Annotated in this window: 16 protein-coding genes; all 16 read right to left on the reverse strand. The window is 59.0% G+C overall.

All coding sequences use genetic code 11. From position 1 onward, the window contains the following. Window position 1: 1 nt before the first annotated feature. Window positions 2-1,360, reverse strand: coding sequence for a flagellar protein export ATPase FliI (fliI, locus tag AOC04_RS12700; RefSeq protein WP_060693870.1), 1,359 nt, complete (start codon window positions 1,358-1,360; stop codon window positions 2-4). Further along, window positions 1,350-2,117, reverse strand: coding sequence for a flagellar assembly protein FliH (gene fliH, locus AOC04_RS12705; RefSeq protein ID WP_060693872.1), 768 nt, complete (start codon window positions 2,115-2,117; stop codon window positions 1,350-1,352). The genes fliI and fliH overlap by 11 nt, the downstream gene beginning before the upstream one ends. Next, on the reverse strand, window positions 2,118-3,140 hold the full coding sequence (fliG, locus tag AOC04_RS12710; protein WP_060693874.1) for a flagellar motor switch protein FliG: 1,023 nt from the start codon (window positions 3,138-3,140) through the stop codon (window positions 2,118-2,120). It abuts the gene before it with no gap. After that, a complete protein-coding gene (gene fliF, locus AOC04_RS12715; protein WP_060693876.1) occupies window positions 3,133-4,914 on the reverse strand; it encodes a flagellar basal-body MS-ring/collar protein FliF in 1,782 nt (593 codons plus the stop codon). Before fliF ends, fliG begins: the two co-directional genes overlap by 8 nt. Before the next feature lie 15 nt (window positions 4,915-4,929). Then, the gene (fliE, locus tag AOC04_RS12720; RefSeq protein WP_060693878.1) at window positions 4,930-5,262 is read right to left on the reverse strand and encodes a flagellar hook-basal body complex protein FliE; all 333 of its coding nucleotides are present in this window, start codon (window positions 5,260-5,262) and stop codon (window positions 4,930-4,932) included. 241 nt (window positions 5,263-5,503) lie between these two features. Then, entirely contained in the window at window positions 5,504-6,877 is a 1,374-nt protein-coding gene (locus AOC04_RS12725; protein ID WP_060696947.1) for a sigma-54-dependent transcriptional regulator, read from the reverse strand. 5 nt (window positions 6,878-6,882) lie between these two features. Then, window positions 6,883-8,049, reverse strand: coding sequence for a sensor histidine kinase (locus AOC04_RS12730; RefSeq protein ID WP_060696948.1), 1,167 nt, complete (start codon window positions 8,047-8,049; stop codon window positions 6,883-6,885). A gap of 241 nt (window positions 8,050-8,290) precedes the next feature. Continuing rightward, a complete protein-coding gene (locus tag AOC04_RS12735; protein WP_060693880.1) occupies window positions 8,291-9,766 on the reverse strand; it encodes a sigma-54 dependent transcriptional regulator in 1,476 nt (491 codons plus the stop codon). A 177-nt stretch (window positions 9,767-9,943) separates the two neighbouring features. Further along, on the reverse strand, window positions 9,944-10,237 hold the full coding sequence (fliT, locus tag AOC04_RS12740; RefSeq protein WP_060693882.1) for a flagellar protein FliT: 294 nt from the start codon (window positions 10,235-10,237) through the stop codon (window positions 9,944-9,946). A 24-nt stretch (window positions 10,238-10,261) separates the two neighbouring features. After that, window positions 10,262-10,651: a flagellar export chaperone FliS gene (gene fliS, locus AOC04_RS12745; RefSeq protein WP_060693884.1), complete on the reverse strand. Its 390-nt coding sequence runs from the start codon at window positions 10,649-10,651 to the stop codon at window positions 10,262-10,264. A 96-nt stretch (window positions 10,652-10,747) separates the two neighbouring features. Next, on the reverse strand, window positions 10,748-12,106 hold the full coding sequence (gene fliD / locus AOC04_RS12750) for a flagellar filament capping protein FliD (protein ID WP_060693885.1): 1,359 nt from the start codon (window positions 12,104-12,106) through the stop codon (window positions 10,748-10,750). A 97-nt stretch (window positions 12,107-12,203) separates the two neighbouring features. Beyond that, complete coding sequence (locus AOC04_RS12755; protein WP_060693887.1) at window positions 12,204-12,554, reverse strand: flagellar protein FlaG; 351 nt, start codon at window positions 12,552-12,554, stop codon at window positions 12,204-12,206. A 72-nt stretch (window positions 12,555-12,626) separates the two neighbouring features. Further along, complete coding sequence (locus AOC04_RS12760; protein ID WP_060693889.1) at window positions 12,627-14,063, reverse strand: flagellin N-terminal helical domain-containing protein; 1,437 nt, start codon at window positions 14,061-14,063, stop codon at window positions 12,627-12,629. Between the two features lie 326 nt (window positions 14,064-14,389). Continuing rightward, the gene (locus AOC04_RS12765) at window positions 14,390-15,319 is read right to left on the reverse strand and encodes a ketoacyl-ACP synthase III (RefSeq protein ID WP_060693891.1); all 930 of its coding nucleotides are present in this window, start codon (window positions 15,317-15,319) and stop codon (window positions 14,390-14,392) included. Window positions 15,320-15,673: 354 nt separating this feature from the next. After that, on the reverse strand, window positions 15,674-17,263 hold the full coding sequence (locus AOC04_RS12770; protein WP_060693893.1) for a flagellar hook-associated protein 3: 1,590 nt from the start codon (window positions 17,261-17,263) through the stop codon (window positions 15,674-15,676). A gap of 14 nt (window positions 17,264-17,277) precedes the next feature. Then, on the reverse strand, window positions 17,278-19,326 hold the full coding sequence (gene flgK / locus AOC04_RS12775) for a flagellar hook-associated protein FlgK (RefSeq protein ID WP_060693896.1): 2,049 nt from the start codon (window positions 19,324-19,326) through the stop codon (window positions 17,278-17,280).

Consider the following 19,326-nt stretch of genomic DNA (forward strand, 5'->3'; position numbering starts at 1 on the left):
ATTAACCGCCCGCGGCCGGAGCGAAGATCGTCCCCAGATGGCCAGCACTTTCACCCAGGCTGATGTTGTCGTTCAGGCCCTGGCGCAGGTACGCCACCATCGCCGGCTGCAAGGCAATCGCAGTATCGGTTTCCCGATCGCCGCCCGGCACGTAAGCCCCCACGCTGATCAAGTCCCGGGCCTGCTGGAAGCGCGACCACAGCTGCTTGAACTGCTGCGCGCGACGCATGTGTTCTTCGGTCACCACCGACGGCATCACCCGGCTGATGGACGCTTCAATATCAATTGCAGGGTAATGGCCTTCTTCGGCCAGACGCCGGGACAACACGATGTGCCCGTCGAGCACCCCCCGCGCCGAGTCGGCAATCGGGTCCTGCTGGTCATCGCCTTCGGACAACACGGTGTAAAACGCAGTGATCGAGCCACCACCGGCTTCGGCGTTACCCGCACGCTCCACCAGCTTGGGCAATTTGGCAAACACCGAGGGCGGATAGCCCTTGGTTGCCGGCGGCTCGCCAATGGCCAGGGCAATCTCGCGCTGGGCCTGGGCGAATCGCGTCAACGAGTCCATCAACAGCAGCACGTTCTTGCCCTTGTCGCGAAAGTATTCAGCGATTCGCGTGCAGTACATGGCTGCGCGCAGACGCATCAGCGGCGCATCGTCAGCCGGGGAGGCAACCACCACCGAACGCTTGAGGCCCTCTTCGCCGAGGATGTGCTCGATGAATTCCTTCACTTCGCGGCCCCGCTCGCCGATCAGCCCGACCACGATGATGTCGGCCTCGGTAAAGCGGGTCATCATGCCCAGCAGCACACTCTTGCCCACCCCGGTACCGGCGAACAGGCCCAGACGCTGGCCACGGCCCACCGTCAATAAACCGTTGATACTGCGAATGCCGACGTCCAGCGGCACGCTGATGGGATCACGCTTGAGCGGGTTGATGGTCGGGCCGTCCATCGGCACCCAGTCTTCGGCTTTCATCCCGCCCTTGCCGTCCAGCGCCCGCCCGGCACCGTCGAGGACGCGACCGAGCATGCTCATGCCCATCGGCAAGCGTCCGTTATCGGCCAGCGGCACCACGCGGGCGCCCGGGGCGATTCCGGCAACACTGCCCACCGGCATCAAAAAAATCTTGCTGCCCGAAAAGCCCATGACCTCGGCTTCGACTTGCACCGGGTGAAAACTGTCATCGTTGATCACCAGACAGCGGCTGCCCATGGCGGCGCGCAGGCCTTCGGCTTCCAGAGTCAGGCCGACCATGCGCAGCAGGCGGCCTTCGACTACGGGCTGCGCGGGCAACGATACCGCCGGGGCATAGGCACTCAGACGTTTGCCGAAGCTGGTACGTCTAAGGCGCATCTGGCAAGTCCAGATCAATATCGATATCTGCCGCAGCCGGATGCAATGCCTGCTCGTGCAACTGATCGAACAACTGGTCCATGGCCAGTTTTATCCGGGTTTCAATGCTGGCATCAATGCGGCTATGTTCGGTTTCGATGCGGCAGCCACCCGGTTGCAGGCTCTCGTCTTCGAGGATTTTCCAGTGCTCGTCATGGCGCTCGCGCAGGGCTTTGACCTGGTCAAAATCCTGCGGATTGATAAACAGGCGGATGTTTTCAGCGCCCATCGGCAGAAGCTTCAGGCCCTCGCGCAATACCTGTTCGATCTGCCTGGAATCGGTTTTCAGTTCGCGCTGGATCACTTGGCGAGTCATGTGCTCAACCAGGCCGACCATGGCTTTTTCCAGCTGCTGGTCCTGCTCGGCAAGCGGCGCCAGCAAACTGCTCATCAAACGCTCAAGACTGGCCACCCTGGCGTTCAGGGCAACCTCGGCTTCCTGGCGAACCTTGAGCTGAGTGCTGTGAAAGCCTTCCTTTTCACCCGTGGCAAAGCCTTCGTTATAGGCCTCCTGACGGATGCTTTCGAGCTCTTCAAGGGTCAGCGGCTGGACTTCGTCGAGGGGCACCTCCTGCATCTCGACCGGCGGTTCCTCGACCACCTCGGGTTCAACTTCAAGCGGCTCGCGCCACGGGTCAAAGCTGGGCAGGCCCCATACGTCGAAGGCACCCACATCCTTGGCGCGAATCACATCTCCGGGGGACTCACCATTACTCACTTAGATCATCTCTTCGCCGCCCTTCCCGCCGAGAACGATTTCTCCGGCTTCGGCCATACGGCGGGCAATGGTGAGGATTTCTTTCTGTGCGGTTTCGACATCGCTGACCCGCACCGGGCCTTTGGCTTCCAGGTCGTCGCGCAGCAATTCGGCAGCTCGCTTGGACATGTTCTTGAAGATTTTTTCCTGCACGTTCTCGTCGGAGCCCTTGAGCGCCAGCACCAGCACGTCCGATGACACTTCGCGCAGCAGCGCCTGAATGCCCCGGTCATCGACATCCGCCAGGTTGTTGAAGACAAACATAAGGTCTTCGATCTGCCCGGAGAGGTCTTCGTCGATGTCGCGAATGGAGTCCATCAGTTGAGATTCCATCGAGCTGTCGAGAAAGTTCATGATGTCGGCCGCCCGCTTGATGCCGCCCAGAGAGGTGCGCGCAGCATTGGAGTTGCCGGAGAACTGCTTTTCGAGGATCTGGTTCAGTTCTTTAAGTGCGGCCGGCTGCACGGTGTTGAGCGAGGAAACGCGCAGGATGATGTCCAGCCGCGCCTTTTGATCAAAGTGGCCAAGCACCTCACCCGCCTGATCGGGGTCGAGATAGGCGACCACGATGGCTTGAATCTGCGGGTGTTCGAAGCGGATCACATCCGCCACGGCGCGGGGTTCCATCCACTTCAGGCTGTCAAGGCCGCTGGTGTTGCCGCCCAGCAGGATGCGGTCTATCAGGCCGTTAGCCTTGTCTTCGCCCAGGGCCGAGGTGAGCATTTTGCGGATGTAGCTGTCCGAGCCGACCCCCAGGCTGGTCTGGTCGCCGACGATTTCAACGAACTCACTCATGACCTGTTCGACCTGCTCGCGGTGCACGTTGCGCATTTGCGCCATCGCCACACCCACCCGCTGGACTTCTTTGGGCCCCATGTGACGCAGTACCTGGGCCGCGTCAGATTCGCCAAGGGACAGCAGCAGAATCGCGGCCTTGTCGACCCGGGTCAGCTTGGGGTTGGCAGCAGCTCGATTATCACTCATCAGCGTTGATCCACTCTTTCACCACCTGAGCCACACGGCCCGGGTCTTCTGCCACCAGACTCTTGATTGCGTTCAACTGCGCGTCATAGCCTTCGCTCGGGCTCGGCAACATGATGCTCTGCGGGCCCCCGAGGCTGACCCGGTCGTTGGCCAGTTCGCCATCCAGGCCGCCCATTTCGGCATCGCTGCCAATACCCGCTACCTGCTTATTGCGACCATGGCCGGTGATGTTGTTAAGCACCGGACGCAGCACCCCGAATACCAGCAGCAGAATGAACAGCACGCCCAGCACTTGCTTGAGCACATCCCAGAACCAGGGCTGGGAGTAGAACGGAATATCGGCCACCACTTCAGCGCGCTCGGTGGAGAACGGCACGTTGATCACACTGACGCTGTCGCCACGGCTGGCATCAAAACCGACTGCGTCCTGCACCAGACGGGTAAAGCGCGCCAGTTGATCGCTGGTCCACGGCACCTGGGTGGTTTCGCCGTTGGCCGGGTTAACGCTGACCTTGTCGTCGATCACCACCGCCACGGACAGGCGATTGACCTTGCCCTGCTGCTGCTTGGTGTGGCTGATGGAGCGGTCCAGTTCAAAGTTGCGGGTCGATTGCGAGCGCTTGTCTGCCGGGTACGGGGCCAGCATCGGCTGGCCGGTAGCCGGGTCCATGATTTGCTGACCGTTGGCATCCAGCAGCGGGTTACCGGGCGCAATCATGCCCGCACCGCCAGCGCCGCCCTGAGCGGTTTTCTGTGGCGCCGAGGCCGGGCTCGGCGGCTGATTGCTCAATGCCCCGGGAACGCCTTGCGGGCCAGTGCTGGCGGTGCGCTGCTCGCTGGTCGATTGCTCGCTGCGCAGGGCCGGTTGATCCGGGTTGAACTGTTCGGACGTGGACTCGACTGCGCTGAAATCAACATCGGCAGACACTTCAGCCTTGTAGCGATCATTGCCCAGCACTGGCTGCAGGATGTTATGCACCCGTTGAGTGAGCATGCTTTCCATGCGGCGGCTGTAGTCAAACTGCTTGCCGGCCATGGTCAGCTCGGAATTTTGCGCCTGATCCGACAGCAAATTGCCTTTTTGGTCGACCACCGTGATCTGCGACTTGTTCAGTTCCGGAACGCTGGTGGCCACCAGATTGATAATGGCCTGCACCTGGCCCGGCTCCAGCGAACGACCGCCGTACAGCTCGACCAGTACCGAGGCGCTGGGCTTGCGCTCATCGCGCACGAACACCGAACTCTTGGGGATCGCCAGGTGCACGCGGGCGCCCTTGACGTTGTTGAGGCTGGAAATGGTGCGCGCCAGTTCGCCTTCCAGACCACGGCGATAACGCGTGGCTTCCATGAACTGGCTAGTGCCCAGGCCCTGGTCTTTATCGAGGATCTCAAAGCCGATATTGCTGTCGGTGGGGGTAACACCTGCGGCAGCCAGTTTGAGCCGCGCGCGTGAGACGTCATCGGCCTTGACCAGCAAGGCGCCAGAATTCGGTTCAACGGTGTAGGCAATGTCGGCGGAGGCCAGGGTTTCCATGACCTGCTTGGCATCCATCCCGGCCAGGCTGCCGTACAGCGGCCGGTAATCGGGTTGCTGCGACCACAGAACCACGGCAAAACCAATCGCCACACTCGCGGCCAGGCCAACCATAAGGCCGACCTGACGCAGCATGGTCATCTCGGCCAGGTTGTCCAGAAAAGACAGGCCGAACAGCGGCGACTTGCCGCCAGACGGGCCTGGATTGGCCGGAACGTTATCCGGGAGTGCATCAGCCATGACTTAATATCGTCCCTAAACCGGCATCTGCATGATGTCCTGGTACGCCTGAACCAACTTGTTACGCACCTGGGTCAACGCCTGGAAAGAGACAGTGGCTTTTTGCGATGCAATCATCACGTCAGTCAGGTCAACTCCGGTCTTGCCAATTTCGAACGCGTTGGACAATTGGCTCGACGCCTGTTGCGTATCACTGACCTTATTGATCGCATTGCCGAGCATGTCGGAGAAGCTGCCGGCACCCGCTTCAGGAACGGCTTGCACAGCCGATTTCGGTTGGGCCATGGCGTCCATTTGCATGGCCCGCATGTCCAACATCAATCGATTAAATTCAATACCTTGGCTCATGGACGAATGCCTCCGACGACCCGCAATTTTTTGACACTTTTCCAACTCATGCAGAGGTGTAGCAACAAGAGTGCCAGCTCTTTGTCGTTTCCTGACAATTAACGCTACCAATCGTCGCAGACAGAAATTCCCGTAGTCGCTGACGAGGCACGAGGCTGCGATGGCGTTGTGATGGCTTCGCGGCCGCTGCGCATCCGATCGCAGCCTCGTGCCTCGTCAGTGACTACAGCAACCGCACCGGTTACGTGGCCGCAAACAGGCAGGCCTCGACATCCATGCCGGCGTCGCGCATCTGCGCCAGCTTGTAGCGCAGCGTGCGCGGGCTGATGCCCAGGCGTTCGGCAGCCTCCTTGCGGCGACCGCGCTCGTTGCGCAGGGTGTCGATGATCATTTCGAATTCACGACGGCGCAGGTCATCGCCCAGTGCTCCGGTAAGGGCATCAAGCGGCAACGATTCGACCGATACCGGCAATGGCGCGCACGCCACCGGGCCGGCCAGACAGAAGTCCGGCGCCTCGATCAGTCCGCCCTGCTGCAGAATCAGCGCCCGCTGAATCGCGTTATCCAGCTCCCGCACATTGCCCGGCCAGGCGTAGGCCGTCAGACATGCCATGGCCTGCGGCGAAAAGCGCACCGCGGTGTGCTTCATTTTGTTGATGTACTTGGCCAGCAAGCGCTCGGCCAGCGGCAGAATATCGGCGGTGCGCTCGCGCAAAGGCTGCCAGGCCAGCGGAAACACCGAGAGCCGGTAGAACAAGTCTTCGCGAAAGCGCCCCGCCGCCACTTCGCCCGCCAGGTCACGGTTGGTGGTAGCGACCACCCGGATATCCAGCACAATCGGCTTGCGCCCGCCGACCCGCTCCACTTCCCGCTCTTGCAAAACCCGCAGCAATTTGGCCTGCAAGCCCAGGGGCATCTCGCTGATTTCGTCGAGCAACAAAGTACCGCCGTCCGCCTGCTCAAACTTGCCCGCCTGCGCCGCAATCGCACCCGTGAACGAGCCCTTCTCATGGCCGAACAAGGTGGCTTCGAGCATGTTGTCGGGGATCGCCGCGCAGTTGATCGCCACGAACGGCTGACTGCTGCGGTGCGAGTGCTGGTGAATGTATCGCGCGAGCACTTCTTTACCGGTGCCGGATTCGCCCGAGATCAGTACTGTCGAATCGCTGCGGGCCACGCGTGCAGCCAGTTCCAGCAACTGTGTGCTAGCCGGCTCAACCGCCACCGGCCCTTCGCTGTCAGCCACCCCCAGACACCCCAGTGCATGCCGGGCTACCAGATCCAGCAGCGCCTTGGGTTCAAACGGTTTCACCAGATAGTCCACCGCGCCCTGGCGCATGGCCTCCACGGCGCGCTCTACGGCGCCATGGGCCGTCATCAGCAACACCGGCAATTGCGGCTGGCTTGCACGCAACCGGCCAAGCAATTGATGACCGTCCATGCCGGGCATATTGACGTCACTGACCACCAGGCTGAATGACTCGCCAGCAACCGCTTGCAGCGCCTCTTCGGCCGAAGCCACCGCACGAAAACCGTGGCCGGCCAGCAGCAGGGTGTCAGCCAGCGCTTCGCGCAGGGCATGATCATCTTCGACCAGTAGAACCTTGATTCGCATCGCCATCAGTTTTCCTGCGCCTCGCCTGGAATCAGCGGCAAGCTAAGCACGGCACAAGTGCCGCGCCCCGGCCGCGAATGTAAGAGCATCTGCCCCTGGTGTGCACGCACCACGGCATTGACCACCGCCAGCCCAAGGCCCGTGCCGGTGGCCTTGGTGGTGAAAAACGGCTCGCCCAGGCGCTCAAGCACCTTGGGCTCAATGCCACTGCCGCTGTCACTGACACACAGGCGCAGGGTGTTGCCACGGGCATACAGATGAACCTTGAGCCGCACCCGTGGCGTGCCGGCCTGCAGGGCGTTTTCGATCAAATTGAGCAACGCACCGACCAGGGTGTCGCGATTGCACAGCACCTGGCCGCCATACGCGTCGCACTGCCAGCGCATCGACACGCCCTGAACATGGGTCTGTGCGGCGGCCTGCAGGGCCTGCATCAGGGCATTGGGGCTGACGCGATCCGTCAGTGGCAGTTCGCCACGAGCAAACACCAGCATGTCGCGCACCTGGTGTTCCAGCTCATGCAGCCGCTCCTTGAGGCGCCCGGCAAAACGCTGCTGGGTGTCGACGGGAAGCACTTGCTCAGTCAGATGACTGGCGTAGATCAGTGCTGCCGACAGTGGCGTTCGGATCTGATGAGCAAGAGAAGCGACCATGCGTCCCAATGAAGACAAGCGCTCGTGACGGGCGAGCTGATCTTGCAGGCGCCGGGTTTCTGTCAGGTCGTTGAGCAATACCAGTTGGCCGGGCTCGGCATCCAGCGAGCGGGTGGCAATCGACAGACGCCGCCCGTCTTTAAGCGACACCTCATGGCCGTCATCTTCGCGGGGAGCGAAGCAGCGGGCGATTACATGGCGCCATAGCTCGCCCTCCAGAGGCAAGCCAAGCAACTCGCTGGCAGCAGGGTTGGCCTCGCGCACCCGGCCGCGATCATCAATGACGATGACCCCGCCAGGCAACAGATCAAGGAGGTTTTGCAGGCGGTTGGCCAGCCGTTCTTTCTCGGCCAGCTCCGCCATGCGCTGGGCGCTGACAAACGCCAGCTCGCCTTTAAGCTCGCAGACCCGGGCTTCGAGCAGGCTGTAGGAGTCGCTCAACTGGGTCGACATTTGATTGAACTGCGAGAACGCCTGCGCCAGCTGCGCCGGGGTGGAGGGAGCAGTCCCCAGCGACATGGCTTGCCCTGCGAGATCAGGGCCAGAGGGCTGTTGGGCAATGTGCGGCATGGGAGGTTCTCGCTTGGCTGACCGTCATAAAACGGTTCGTTAACCCAAGCGGTGCAATACCCGTGCCTAAAGAAGCGGCCTAAACCGGTGCAGGTGCAAGCGTGCTGACGACGACTGTTCCGGGCACGCAGGAGCTAGCGAGCACGCTCGCTCCTACAAAGTCAGGGGATCCGGGAAGTGAAAGCAGGCGTCAATCTTCCGCCTGCTCTTCCCCGTCGCGACGGCTCATGCCGTATTTGCGCATTTTCTCGACCAGGGTGGTTCGGCGAATGCGCAGGCGTTCGGCCGCGCGGGCCACGATGCCGTTGGCGTCGTCCAGCGCCTGCTGGATCAGCCCTTGCTCCAGCCCGCCGAGGTAGTCCTTGAGGTCCAGGCCTTCGGGCGGCAGCATCGCAGCAACGCTGAAGTCCGGTGCGTTGTTGTTGATCGCCACACGCTCTTCCATATCGCTGAACAAGGTGTCGGACAACTGCTCGTCGTCGTCATCCACGTAGCGAAATTTCTTCGGCAACTCAGCAACGCCAATCACGCCGTACGGATGCATGATCGCCATGCGCTCGACCATGTTGGCCAACTCGCGGACGTTGCCCGGCCATGCGTGGCGACACAGCGACATGATGGCGCCGGAATTGAAGCGGATCGAGCCACGCTTTTCGTGCTCCATGCGCGAAATCAGCTCGTTCATCAGCAGCGGAATATCTTCGACCCGCTCACGCAGGGGCGCCATTTCGATCGGAAACACATTGAGGCGGTAGTACAGGTCTTCGCGGAAAGCGCCGACCTCAATCATGCTCTCAAGGTTCTTGTGGGTGGCGGCGATGATCCGCACGTCAGCGCTCTGGGTCTTGTTGCTGCCCACCCGTTCAAAGGTACGCTCCTGCAACACGCGCAGCAGTTTGACCTGCATCGGCAGCGGCATATCGCCGATCTCGTCGAGAAACAGCGTGCCGCCATTGGCCAGTTCAAAACGCCCGGCGCGGCTGGTGATGGCGCCGGTGAAGGCGCCCTTCTCATGGCCGAACAGCTCGCTTTCGAGCAGTTCTGCAGGAATCGCCCCACAGTTAACCGGCACAAATGGCGCATCGCGGCGCTTGGAATGGTAATGCAGGTTACGCGCAACCACTTCCTTACCGGTCCCGGACTCGCCCAGGATCAGCACGCTGGCGTCGGTATCGGCCACTTGCTGCATCATTTGACGCACATGCTGGATGGCCCGGCTGGTGCCCACCAGGCTGCGGAACAAGTTGGGTTCGCGATGACGGCCACGCTCGCGGGCCTGGTCATACATCTCGCGATAGACCTGGGCACGGTGCAGGGAATCAAGCAGTTTGCTGTAGCTGGGGGGCATTTCGAGGCTGGATAAAACGCGGCGACGCTGGTCTTCCGGCAGGTCGACTGCAGAAATTTCACCTAAAAGCATGATCGGCAGGAACTCATCCCATCCGGCCAGTGTCCTAAGCAAGCTTGAAACACCGCCGGCGAGGCTTACAGCGCCTACCAGCACACAGATCACTTCGCGACTGGATGATAAAGAGCTAACCGCCTGCTCCCATTCCTGGCTTGAGCTGGCTAAATTTTCTTCACCGAGAAAATTTAAAATCACCGCCAAGTCGCGGCGGCGGACGCTATCGTCATCGATCAGCAGAATTTTGGTTTCACGCCACATGCAATAGCAACTTCCCTAGTCAACTCATTGCCCCGGATGACAGGGCAGATGCCGTCGCCCTATCTGTTGGATATCTAAGACGACTGAAAACAGAATACAGCACTAGTTAAGTCAAAAAGAAATACAAGTCAAATTTATGGCGCGGAAAGTGTCAATTAACCATATGTTTCTTATGCCTTAACGGAACAGATGGTAAACCTTTGAGGCATTTTTTGCTTGATTGATCTGAGACATTTGCTCGACAAGCAATTGACGCTCATCGGTCGCCGCTTCCAGCAACATCCGATAGACCACCAGCAACCCTTCCAGATTCTCGCGCAACACGGCCTCATCCACCGGCGCCTCATCCAGCACACTCTCGACACACACCCGGCAGGCCGAATCCAGCTGGCCGATGGCATCCCAATTGCGTTCAGCCAGGGCATCGATCAGCGCTTCACGGGTTTCTTGAATTCGTTGCAGTTGGCTCATGACGCACTCCTCAGGCCTTCAATTTTATTGTGGTGCGATCTCGTCCCAACCACTTTTAACCGTGATCAGCAGGCGGGCCACTTCGTCGATGATTTCAGGATCGTTTTGCGCATTGGCCTGAGTCAAACGAATGGTCATGTACTCGTACAGACTGTCCTGGCGCTGAAACGCGACCTTGTCTTCAGCCTTTGATTCATCCATGCCCTGACGCAGGCCCGTGATGATGTCGATAGCCTTGGTGATCAACACCACCTTCTGCGGGATATCACCACGGCTCATCGCGCCTTTGGCCTGAGCCATGCGTTCCAGACCGCCTTCCATCAGCATTTGAATCAGCCGATGGGGGCTGGCCTCAGAGATTTGGGCGTGGGAATTGACCTTCTGGTACTGACGAAGGGCGCGCATCGGGTTCATGTTGCTACCTCATTACGGTGACAGGCAAAAATGGCCAGGACTTGATCTTTATGTCGACTGTCACGGCTAAAACTTTAGTGATCTGACTGCGTCAAATCAGCTGGATTTAGGGTTATTCAGCGAGTTCAGGGTGGTCATGATGCTGGAGCTGCTGGCGTTGATCTTCGCGATCAAGGTGTCCATGGCGGTGTACTTGGAGGTCAGGGAGGTTTTCATGCTATCCATGCGCCGGTCCAGATCCGCCTGCTGAGTGGTCAGATCGGTCAGCTTGGTATTCAAGTCAGCCGCGCGGGTCGTCAGCAGCCCGGCAGTCCCCACATAGCTATCGGTAGCCTTGGTCATGCGCGAGATCAAACCGGTGTCACCGGCAAACACCTTGGCAATCTCGGTCGCCCCGTTAGGCTGCGCCACGGCGGCGTTCCACTTGGTGTCGTCGAGGGTCAGCAAGCCGGTTTTCTGGTCGGTACTGATGCCCATTTGCGCCAGGTTGCCGATGGAAGAGCCGCTGGTGTTTTGCAGCAACTCGCTGCGAATACCGTTAACCAGTTGACGCATCGACGAGTCACCGGTCAGGGCACCAGAGGTGGTGGTCGCCGCATCACCGGTAGCAGTCACCTTGGTCTGCGTATTGATGCTAGTCATCAGCGCGTTGTAGGCAGTCACAAACGACTGAACCGAGGTTTTCAAGGTCGTGGTGTTAGAAGCCACTGTAATGGTCGAAGGTTTGGTATCCAACAGTTCAAGGCTGACACCACTGATTGCAGCTGTCACTTTATTGCTCGTCGACTCCATGGCAATGCCATCGATGGTGTATTCAGCATTCACTGGCGGCTTACCGGCGTCATAGCCCGTCGCCAGCTCTGAATCACCGCTGATGGTGATGTCGGAACCCTTGCCGGTGGTCTGCGAACTGATCACCAGACGCGAGCCGTTGGCGTCCGTCAGGACGTTGGCGCTAATGCCTTTGGATTGCAGCTGAGTGTTGATCGCATCGCGGGTCTGCTGCATGGTCGCGCCCGCCGGGATCTTCACGTCGTAGCTGCTATCAGACTGCGAGAGAGTCAGGGTTTGATCTTTTTCGCTGGCGTTCACAACCGCCGAGCTGCCCTCAAACACCTTGCTGGTGATTTTTGAAGCCGTCGCCAGTTGCGTGACATTAAGCGCATAGGTACCACTGGCAGCCTTGTCGCCCAGGGTAACTTTGGAAATCTTTTCGTCGGACGACGTCGCCGCCAGACCGTTGAAACTGGACACGCTGTTGAGCTTGGCGATTGCCGTTCGATAGGATTCGATCGAAGCCTTCACGGTCCCCACCGCCGACAGTTGAGTGGTGGTCGTTGTTTGAAGCTTGGTGATTTGGGCTTGCTTGGGTGCTTTTTCAGCATCGACCAGGGCTTTTACAATACCAACCGTATCGAATCCCGATCCCACACCTGTAATGGTTGAACTGGCCATCTTTATTCTCCTTATCCGGTGGCTGCCGCTTTATTGGCGAACACTTTATTGACAAAGAATGCCGAAGCCACAGACAGCTTCACATTTCATGCCACCTTCAAGCGCTGGCGTTAAAAAGCAGGCTATTAGGGTCTGCCAGATTTTGCGCGAGCTTAAGAGCCACCTCTGAAGGCAACTGGCGAATCACTTCACCGCTTTGCGTGGCGATGACTTTGACCACCATGATGCCGGTGGTGTCATCAATCGAAAAATCCAGCTGGCGCTGAGTAGACTGCGCAAACTCACGCAAATCATTGACTGCTTTTTCCACCTCGACACGCTCAGGCGGTTTGCCGGGCAGTGCGCTGTCGTCAGTGCTGGCCCTGGGGGTTGCAACAGGCGCAGGCATTGAGCTGGAAGGCCCGACGGCGGCTGGGTAGGCGGAATTCAGTTTGATGCTCATGTCCATGTCATCACCTCACCTCTGAAAAAACAAAAGGGCGCATAAACGCGCCCTTCCGTTATCAACCAAGCGCTGAAATTACTGAAGCAGTTTCATCACAGCCGATGGCAGCTGGTTAGCCTGGGACAGGATCGCGGTGGACGCCTGTTGCATGGTTTGTTGTTTGGTCAACTGAGCAGCTTCCGATGCAAAGTCAGTGTCCTGAACACGACCCAGAGCAGCGGTCGAGTTTTCGGAGATGCTTTGCAGGTTAGCTACGGTGCTGTCGAAACGGTTTTGCACGGCACCCAGAGCGGCACGTTGGGTGTCGATCTGCTCGATCGCGCCAGACAGCGCCTGGATAGTTTTTTGTGCAGAGCTAGCATCCAGAATGCTCAGGTCAGCAACGCTGGATTCCTGGCTGATGGCTTTCGTAACACCCAAATCGGGTGCGTTACCGACAGCCGCGGCAGCGTCAAGACCCAACTCTTTAAGACCCGACGTGGTGCTGCCGTTGCCAATTTTGATGTCCTTGGTGGAGAACAGGCTCAGCGTGCCGTCATCCTTGAGGCTGGCGGTTACGCCGGTGCTTGCACTGTTGATGGACGAAACAACGTCAGTCATTGTGGAGCCAGCAGCGAATTTGATGTCGGTGCCATTCAAATTGATCGAAGAAGCGGCGGCAAGTTTAGGCGCGTTAGTACCTGCTGTCAGACCTACCTTGGCCAGCGCACCTGCACCACTTGCGCCATCACCGTTTTCTAGCTTGATGGCCTGACCATCAGTAGACGTCAACACCAAACGACCGTCAACGTTTGAAGCAGTGACGCCAGCAGTACTTACGGCTGTCACCGCAGTGATAGCAGTAACAACTTTATCCACATCATCGTCACCAGCGACAAGCGTCACCTCGACACCGTTGATTTTAAAAGCAGCAGCAGTACCTAAGTTAGTAGCTGCCTGGCCCGTTACAGAAGCCGACAACGAAGTCTTGGTACCCGCAACAGTCGCTTCGCTGGAAGTACCCTTCAACGATGTAGCACTGATATCGCTCATACCAAACGAAATAGTCTGGTTGGCATCAGCACCCACTTGGAAAGATTGGTTCTGGAACGAACCATCCAGAATGTTACGACCACCGAAGGTCGTAGTTTGGGCAATACGGGTCAGTTCACCGGTTTTTGCCGTGAATTCTTGCTGCAGCGCTGCACGGTCGTCGTTACTTTTGTCACCGTTCGACGCTTGCAAGGCCAGCTCACGCAGACGTTGCAGAATGTTGGTCGACTCTTGCATCGCGCCTTCAGCGGTCTGGGCAATCGAGCTGGCGTTGTTGGCGTTGGCAATCGCTACGGTCATGCCTTTGGTCTGCGAGGTCAGACGGTTGGCCATCTGCAGGCCAGCGGCGTCGTCTTTGGCGCTGTTGATTTTCAGGCCGGAAGACAAACGGGTCATCGAGGTGCTCAGCGCATCGCCGGCTTTGTTCAGGTTTTTCTGAACGGTCAGGGACGTTACGTTGGTATTTACTGATAAAGCCATGACGAAATCCTCATTAGATGAATACTGCGGCTTCCGGCCCTGGCAACCGCCGGGTGTGGCCTAGAGAACCTTCGTAATAGTTATCGTCGTGAATGCAGGTTGCTTGAGGGGTTTTTTGTTTTTTTTTACTGGCCGGGGGCCATCCCTTGTGTTTCAAGGGCTTACATAGCTCCATGACCGGCCAATTTCCCTGTGGGAGCTGGCTTGCCAGCGATGGCTTCAGCTCAAGACCGCATCGCTGGCAAGCCAGCTCCTACAAAGGGGTCGCCACAACGCAAAACGCCCATGGCTTTTGGCCATGGGCGTTTTTTGGTTCAAGCGTCAGTTCAAGGGCGATAGATGATCGCCGAACCCCACGACAGGCCTACGCCGAAGCCGCTCAGGGCTACGCGCTTCCAGGTCGGGGCATCCATCACGTGCCTTTCCAGCAATAATGGAATGCTCGATGACACGGTGTTACCGGTCTCGACCATGTCCTTGATGAATTTCTCCGGCTCGCCTTCAAAGCGGCGAGCAACCGCGTCAACGATCGCCGCACTGCCCTGGTGGATGCAGAAGGCATCGATGTCCTGGGAGGTCAGCCCGGACTCGTCCATCAATTCGTGCAGGTGCGCCGGCACTTTGAGCAACGCGAAGTTGAAAACCTGACGTCCGTTCATGAAGAACACGCCATCGCTGACTTTCAAGTGCGGGGCACCCGAACCGTCGGTGCCGAATTTGGCTTTGCCCAGCTGCCAGGGAGCGTCTTCGCCCATCCAGGTAGCGGTGGCCGCGTCGCCAAAGAGCATGGTGGTGTTGCGGTCTTCCGGGTCGACGATTTTCGAATACGGGTCGGCGGTGATCAGCAGGCCGTTTTTCAGGCCCGTGGCTTCCATGAAGCCTTTCATCGCGTAGATGCCGTAGACATAGCCCGAGCAGCCCAGGGAAATATCAAAGGCCGCTACGTGGGTCGGCAGGCCAAGCTTGTCCTGGACGATGGCAGCGGTGTGCGGCAAACCTTCCGCGTCACCGTTTTGAGTCACGACGATCAGCGCGTCAATGGATTCGCGCTTGAGCTGCGGGTTGTTGGCAAATAGTGCGTTGACTGCCTCGACACACAGGTCCGAGGTTTCCTGGTCAGCATCTTTGCGCGGCAAAAATGCCGAGCCAATCTTGCCCAGAATGAAGTCTTCGTCCTTGGAGAACTTCGCGCCCTGGGCGTAGTTGTCTACACCGTCTGCAGGCACGTAACTGGCGATGCTTTTAATGCCAATCATTGTGGCTTCCCAATACTGAATAGCTGGAGATCACCCGCTCGCACAATCGAGGGGCGCTGACAATAAAAGGGCTTAAACGCGCAAAAGCGGCGAATGTGGGTGCATGAAAATAGACAAAACAGCCTGAAAAAGGCTCTGCACCCGCCCGTACGTTTCACACGATACAGTGAAGATGCGCGTTGTGACTCATAGGTCACTTGATTTGATGCGGTTTTTTACAAAACGTTTCGGGCAGAGCCAGGATTATGTGGGAGCCGGCTTGCCGGCGATAGCATCACCCTACCCCTTCAGACAGACCGGTTTTACCGGTATCGCTGGCAAGCCAGCTCCCACAGGTTTGCTGCAAATTCTGCATTACAGCTGATTGAACAGGCTCAACTGCGAGATTTTGACGAATGCCAGCTGCGAGGCTTCGAGCATGGCTTTCTGGAATGCCAGGTCGATCGAGGCGCCGGCCATGTCGGTGTTGCCAATGGCGGCAGTGGTGGAGTCGTTGGCCAGGCCCATGCTGATGTTTTCATCGGTCTGGATGTCCACCGCCTGCAAGCGCGCACCAATGGAACCCCGGGCAGTGTCGACCCCGGCGCTGGCGTTTTTCAAATTGCCTATCGCCGAGTTGATGGCGTCTTTCTGGGTTTGCTGGGCCACCGGGTCCTTGTCACTGGGGATCACCAGTGCCTTGCGCAACTGGCTAATGGTGTCCAGCGCACTTTGGCTCTGATGGTTGTTGCTGTTGACCACAAACTGGTCGCCCGCAGCGCGCGCACCGGTGAAATCAAAGGTGACGCCCATGGCCGTGATCGAGTCGCCCGTCATCGTGCCGCTGGCAATCGACTTGCTGCTGGCCGTCACTGGCTGGGTGTAGATTTCATATTGCGTATCGCTGGTGAACTTGATGACCGCGCCACTGCTCGGGAAGCTGTCGCTGTAGGCCTTGGCATCAGCCACGACGGTACCGGTGATCTGCGCCGTCGAGGTGTTGCTCGGGGTGCGCGAGGCATTGAAGGTGTCAGGCTTGGCTTCAAGGCTAAAAGAGTGCCCCGCCACTGCCGCATCCTGATCGACTGCAGGAATGTCCTTGAGGTCCAGGTTGATGTCGAACGATACGCCGCGCAGGCTGATGCTGTGGGCACCCTCCTTGGTGGAATCGAAGACGCCATTGCCAGGCACTTCAGCGGTCACGTCATTGCCCAGGGCGTCGGTCAGCTTGTACTGGGTGCTGCTGGTGAATGCCAGCGTGTAGGGCTGACCATCGACAAAGCTTTTATTGAATACCGGGCTTGAAGTGATCAAACCGGCCGACAGCGAAACCTTGCCATTGTCGGGGATGACCGCGCCGGTGGCGTCTACCACCGGCAGTGCCGTGACCTGTGTACGCCCGGTATTGACCGAGTTCTCCATAAAGCTCTTGGCCGTGTCGCTGCCGGCCAGGCTCAGGGTGTCCGAGACCTTGAGGTTGAGCTGGGTGTCGTCACCCTGATAGCTGTACGTCCCGTCGTTGTTGCGGGTATAGGGCGGGGTGTCGGTTTTCGAACCGGAGAACATGTAGTTGCCCGCGGCGTCCTTGCTGTTGAGCAAGCTGAACACCTGGTCTTCGATACTGCCCAGTACGTTGGCGATGGTAGCGCGATCGGCATCGCCCTTGCCGCTGCCAGCCCCCAGCGCTAGCTCGCTGGCCTTTTGCAACGCGGTGTTGATGCTGTCGAGGATGGCTTCCTGGCTGCCCAGCGTGGCCTTGATGCTGTTCATGTTGGTGGTGTACTGACCCAGCATGTCTTTTTGCTGCTGCAATTGCAGCAGGCGCGCAGCACCGACCGGATCATCCGCCGCAGTCTGGATGCGCACGCCGGAGTCGATCTGGCCCTGGGTCTTGATCACCGACGAGAAATTGTTCTGGTAGGTGGCGCTGGTCGACTCAAAAAACTGGGAAGTAGAGATACGCATCGTCGAGGACTCCCTTAAAGACTGTTGATCAGCGTGCTGAAGGTTTCTTGCGCCGCTTTGATGATCTGCGACGATGCGGTGTAGTACTGCTGGAACTTGACCAGGTTGGAGGCTTCTTCATCGAGGTTGACCTGGGACACCGAGCTGCGGGTCTGCGTGGCATACGCCAGCGCTGCGGTGTTGGCCGTACCGTCGACGGCGGCCTGGCTGGCCTTGCCGCCCACTTTGGAAACCAGCTGGGTGTACGAGGAAGCCATGCTGACGCCGCCGGTACCGTCTTTGCCGACGCCGACCGTGGCTTTGGTCTGCAGGCCCAGCAACAGGTTGGCGTTAGTGTTGTCTGCCTTGCCGTCCTTGTTGAACTTGATGTCGAAGCTGTCGCCCTTGGCCGGCGACCCGCTGATGGTGGTGTCAAAGCCTATGGTTTTGGCCGTGCCATCGGCGTTTGTCACCGGCAAGCCCGCCGCATCCAGCACTGGCAGGTTGATGGTGACCTTGTTGTCCTGGCCCGGCACGATGCTGCCCTTGGCGATCTCCTCGCCTTTTTCGTTCAGCACGCGGTAGCCCTGGGCCCCTCCCGCTGCGTCGTCAAACGCAATACGCACCGGCATTACGCCTTCAATCTGCGACTGCGTCTGGCCCAGGTCTGCGCCACCGTAGATATCCAGCACCGAGGACAGGCTTGGCGTGCTCAAGGTCCCCGTACCACTGTTGGAGCCGCCCTTCCCCGCCACCAGCGGTGCGGCGAACGCCAATTTACCGGCATCGCCCATCTGCACCCCGATATTGCTGGCGCCGTTACGGGTCGGGCTGACTTTGAATTGATCGCCTTTGCTCAAGGCGCCACCGCTAAGGTCCATGGTGAAACCATCGATCACTGCAGCAGGCTTTTGATCCAGATTGAAGGCGCCCATGCTGGTGCCGTCCGAGCGTTTGACCGTGTAGTCCTTGTCGCTGGTGAACGTCACCTGATAGTCGTAAGCGGTCAACGCCCCACTGTCAGTGATGTTGACGTTCAGGTTGCCCGAGCCCGCACTGTTGCCGGTCGCGGCCAGGCTGCGCTGGCTGATGGCCTGGGCACTGTTGATGCTGTTGAACATCGACGAGCCAAACTCGCCATTGGCATCCAGGCCCTGCCCCAGCTGCTTGTTGATCGCGTCGGCGACCACAATCGCGGTGCGCCCCAAATCGTTGATTGCCGGGGCCAGCACGTCATCGCGATAGCGCAGCAGGCCGCCGATCTTGCCGCCGGTAATGACCGAAGTGACATCGGAGCTGGACTGCGCGTAGTTGATCTGAATGCTGAACTGGCTTTTATCGACTTTGCCCGGCACCGCCGACAAAGTATTGGACGTGTTGCCCTGCACCAACGCCTGCCCTGTGCCCAGGGTCACGTCATAAACGTTGTCGTGTTCCTGGACCGTGACCCCAACCAATTCATTAAGGGTGCGCACCGCTTCGTTGCGCGCATCCAGCAAGTTGTTCGGCGTGTTGCCGGCAGTGGTGGCCTGGGCGATTTGCTTGTTGAGCGAGGCAATGGTGGCGGTGTGCTGGTTGACCATCGAGGTCAGGGTGTCCAGCTGGGTGTTGATGCCTTCGTTCTGCTGGTTGAGCTGGCTCGAGATCGAGTTGAAACGGTTACTCAGGGCTTGCGCATTGGTCAGCAATAACTGGCGGGCCGACATGTCGCCGGGAGCGCCGGCCGCGGTTTGCAAAGATGAAAAGAAACTGCTGAGCACGGCCGAGATGCCGGTGCTTTTATCTGACAGCAGTTTGTCCACCGAGCCGATCTGATCGAGATAGGACTGGGCATCACCGTTGAGCGAGGTGGTGGTTTGCAACTGGGCGTCGAGATAGGAGTTGTACACCCGGCGCACGTCAGCCAGGGTGGTGCCGGTGCCGATAAACACCCCGCCCACTTGCTGCGAGCCGGCGCTGCTCTGCACGATTTGCTGGCGCGAGTAGCCCGAGGTGTTGGCGTTGGCAATGTTGTTGCCTACGGTCGCCAATGCCCCTTGGCTCGCGTTCAGCCCCGACATCCCGATGTTGATCAAACTCGCCAT

The organism is Pseudomonas versuta (assembly GCF_001294575.1).
GTDB lineage: Bacteria > Pseudomonadota > Gammaproteobacteria > Pseudomonadales > Pseudomonadaceae > Aquipseudomonas > Aquipseudomonas versuta.

Bases quoted from the DNA above. Each gene is read 5' to 3' on its own strand.
- fliI (WP_060693870.1), bottom strand. From the start codon at position 1,360: ATGCGCCTTAGACGTACCAGCTTCGGCAAACGTCTGAGTGCCTATGCC.
- fliG (WP_060693874.1), bottom strand. From the start codon at position 3,140: ATGAGTGATAATCGAGCTGCTGCCAACCCCAAGCTGACCCGGGTCGAC.
- fliF (WP_060693876.1), bottom strand. From the start codon at position 4,914: ATGGCTGATGCACTCCCGGATAACGTTCCGGCCAATCCAGGCCCGTCT.
- fliE (WP_060693878.1), bottom strand. From the start codon at position 5,262: ATGAGCCAAGGTATTGAATTTAATCGATTGATGTTGGACATGCGGGCC.
- AOC04_RS12725 (WP_060696947.1), bottom strand. From the start codon at position 6,877: ATGCGAATCAAGGTTCTACTGGTCGAAGATGATCATGCCCTGCGCGAA.
- AOC04_RS12730 (WP_060696948.1), bottom strand. From the start codon at position 8,049: ATGTCGCTGGGGACTGCTCCCTCCACCCCGGCGCAGCTGGCGCAGGCG.
- AOC04_RS12735 (WP_060693880.1), bottom strand. From the start codon at position 9,766: ATGTGGCGTGAAACCAAAATTCTGCTGATCGATGACGATAGCGTCCGC.
- fliT (WP_060693882.1), bottom strand. From the start codon at position 10,237: ATGAGCCAACTGCAACGAATTCAAGAAACCCGTGAAGCGCTGATCGAT.
- fliS (WP_060693884.1), bottom strand. From the start codon at position 10,651: ATGAACCCGATGCGCGCCCTTCGTCAGTACCAGAAGGTCAATTCCCAC.
- fliD (WP_060693885.1), bottom strand. From the start codon at position 12,106: ATGGCCAGTTCAACCATTACAGGTGTGGGATCGGGATTCGATACGGTT.
- AOC04_RS12755 (WP_060693887.1), bottom strand. From the start codon at position 12,554: ATGGACATGAGCATCAAACTGAATTCCGCCTACCCAGCCGCCGTCGGG.
- AOC04_RS12760 (WP_060693889.1), bottom strand. From the start codon at position 14,063: ATGGCTTTATCAGTAAATACCAACGTAACGTCCCTGACCGTTCAGAAA.
- AOC04_RS12765 (WP_060693891.1), bottom strand. From the start codon at position 15,319: ATGATTGGCATTAAAAGCATCGCCAGTTACGTGCCTGCAGACGGTGTA.
- AOC04_RS12770 (WP_060693893.1), bottom strand. From the start codon at position 17,263: ATGCGTATCTCTACTTCCCAGTTTTTTGAGTCGACCAGCGCCACCTAC.
- flgK (WP_060693896.1), bottom strand. From the start codon at position 19,326: ATGGCGAGTTTGATCAACATCGGGATGTCGGGGCTGAACGCGAGCCAA.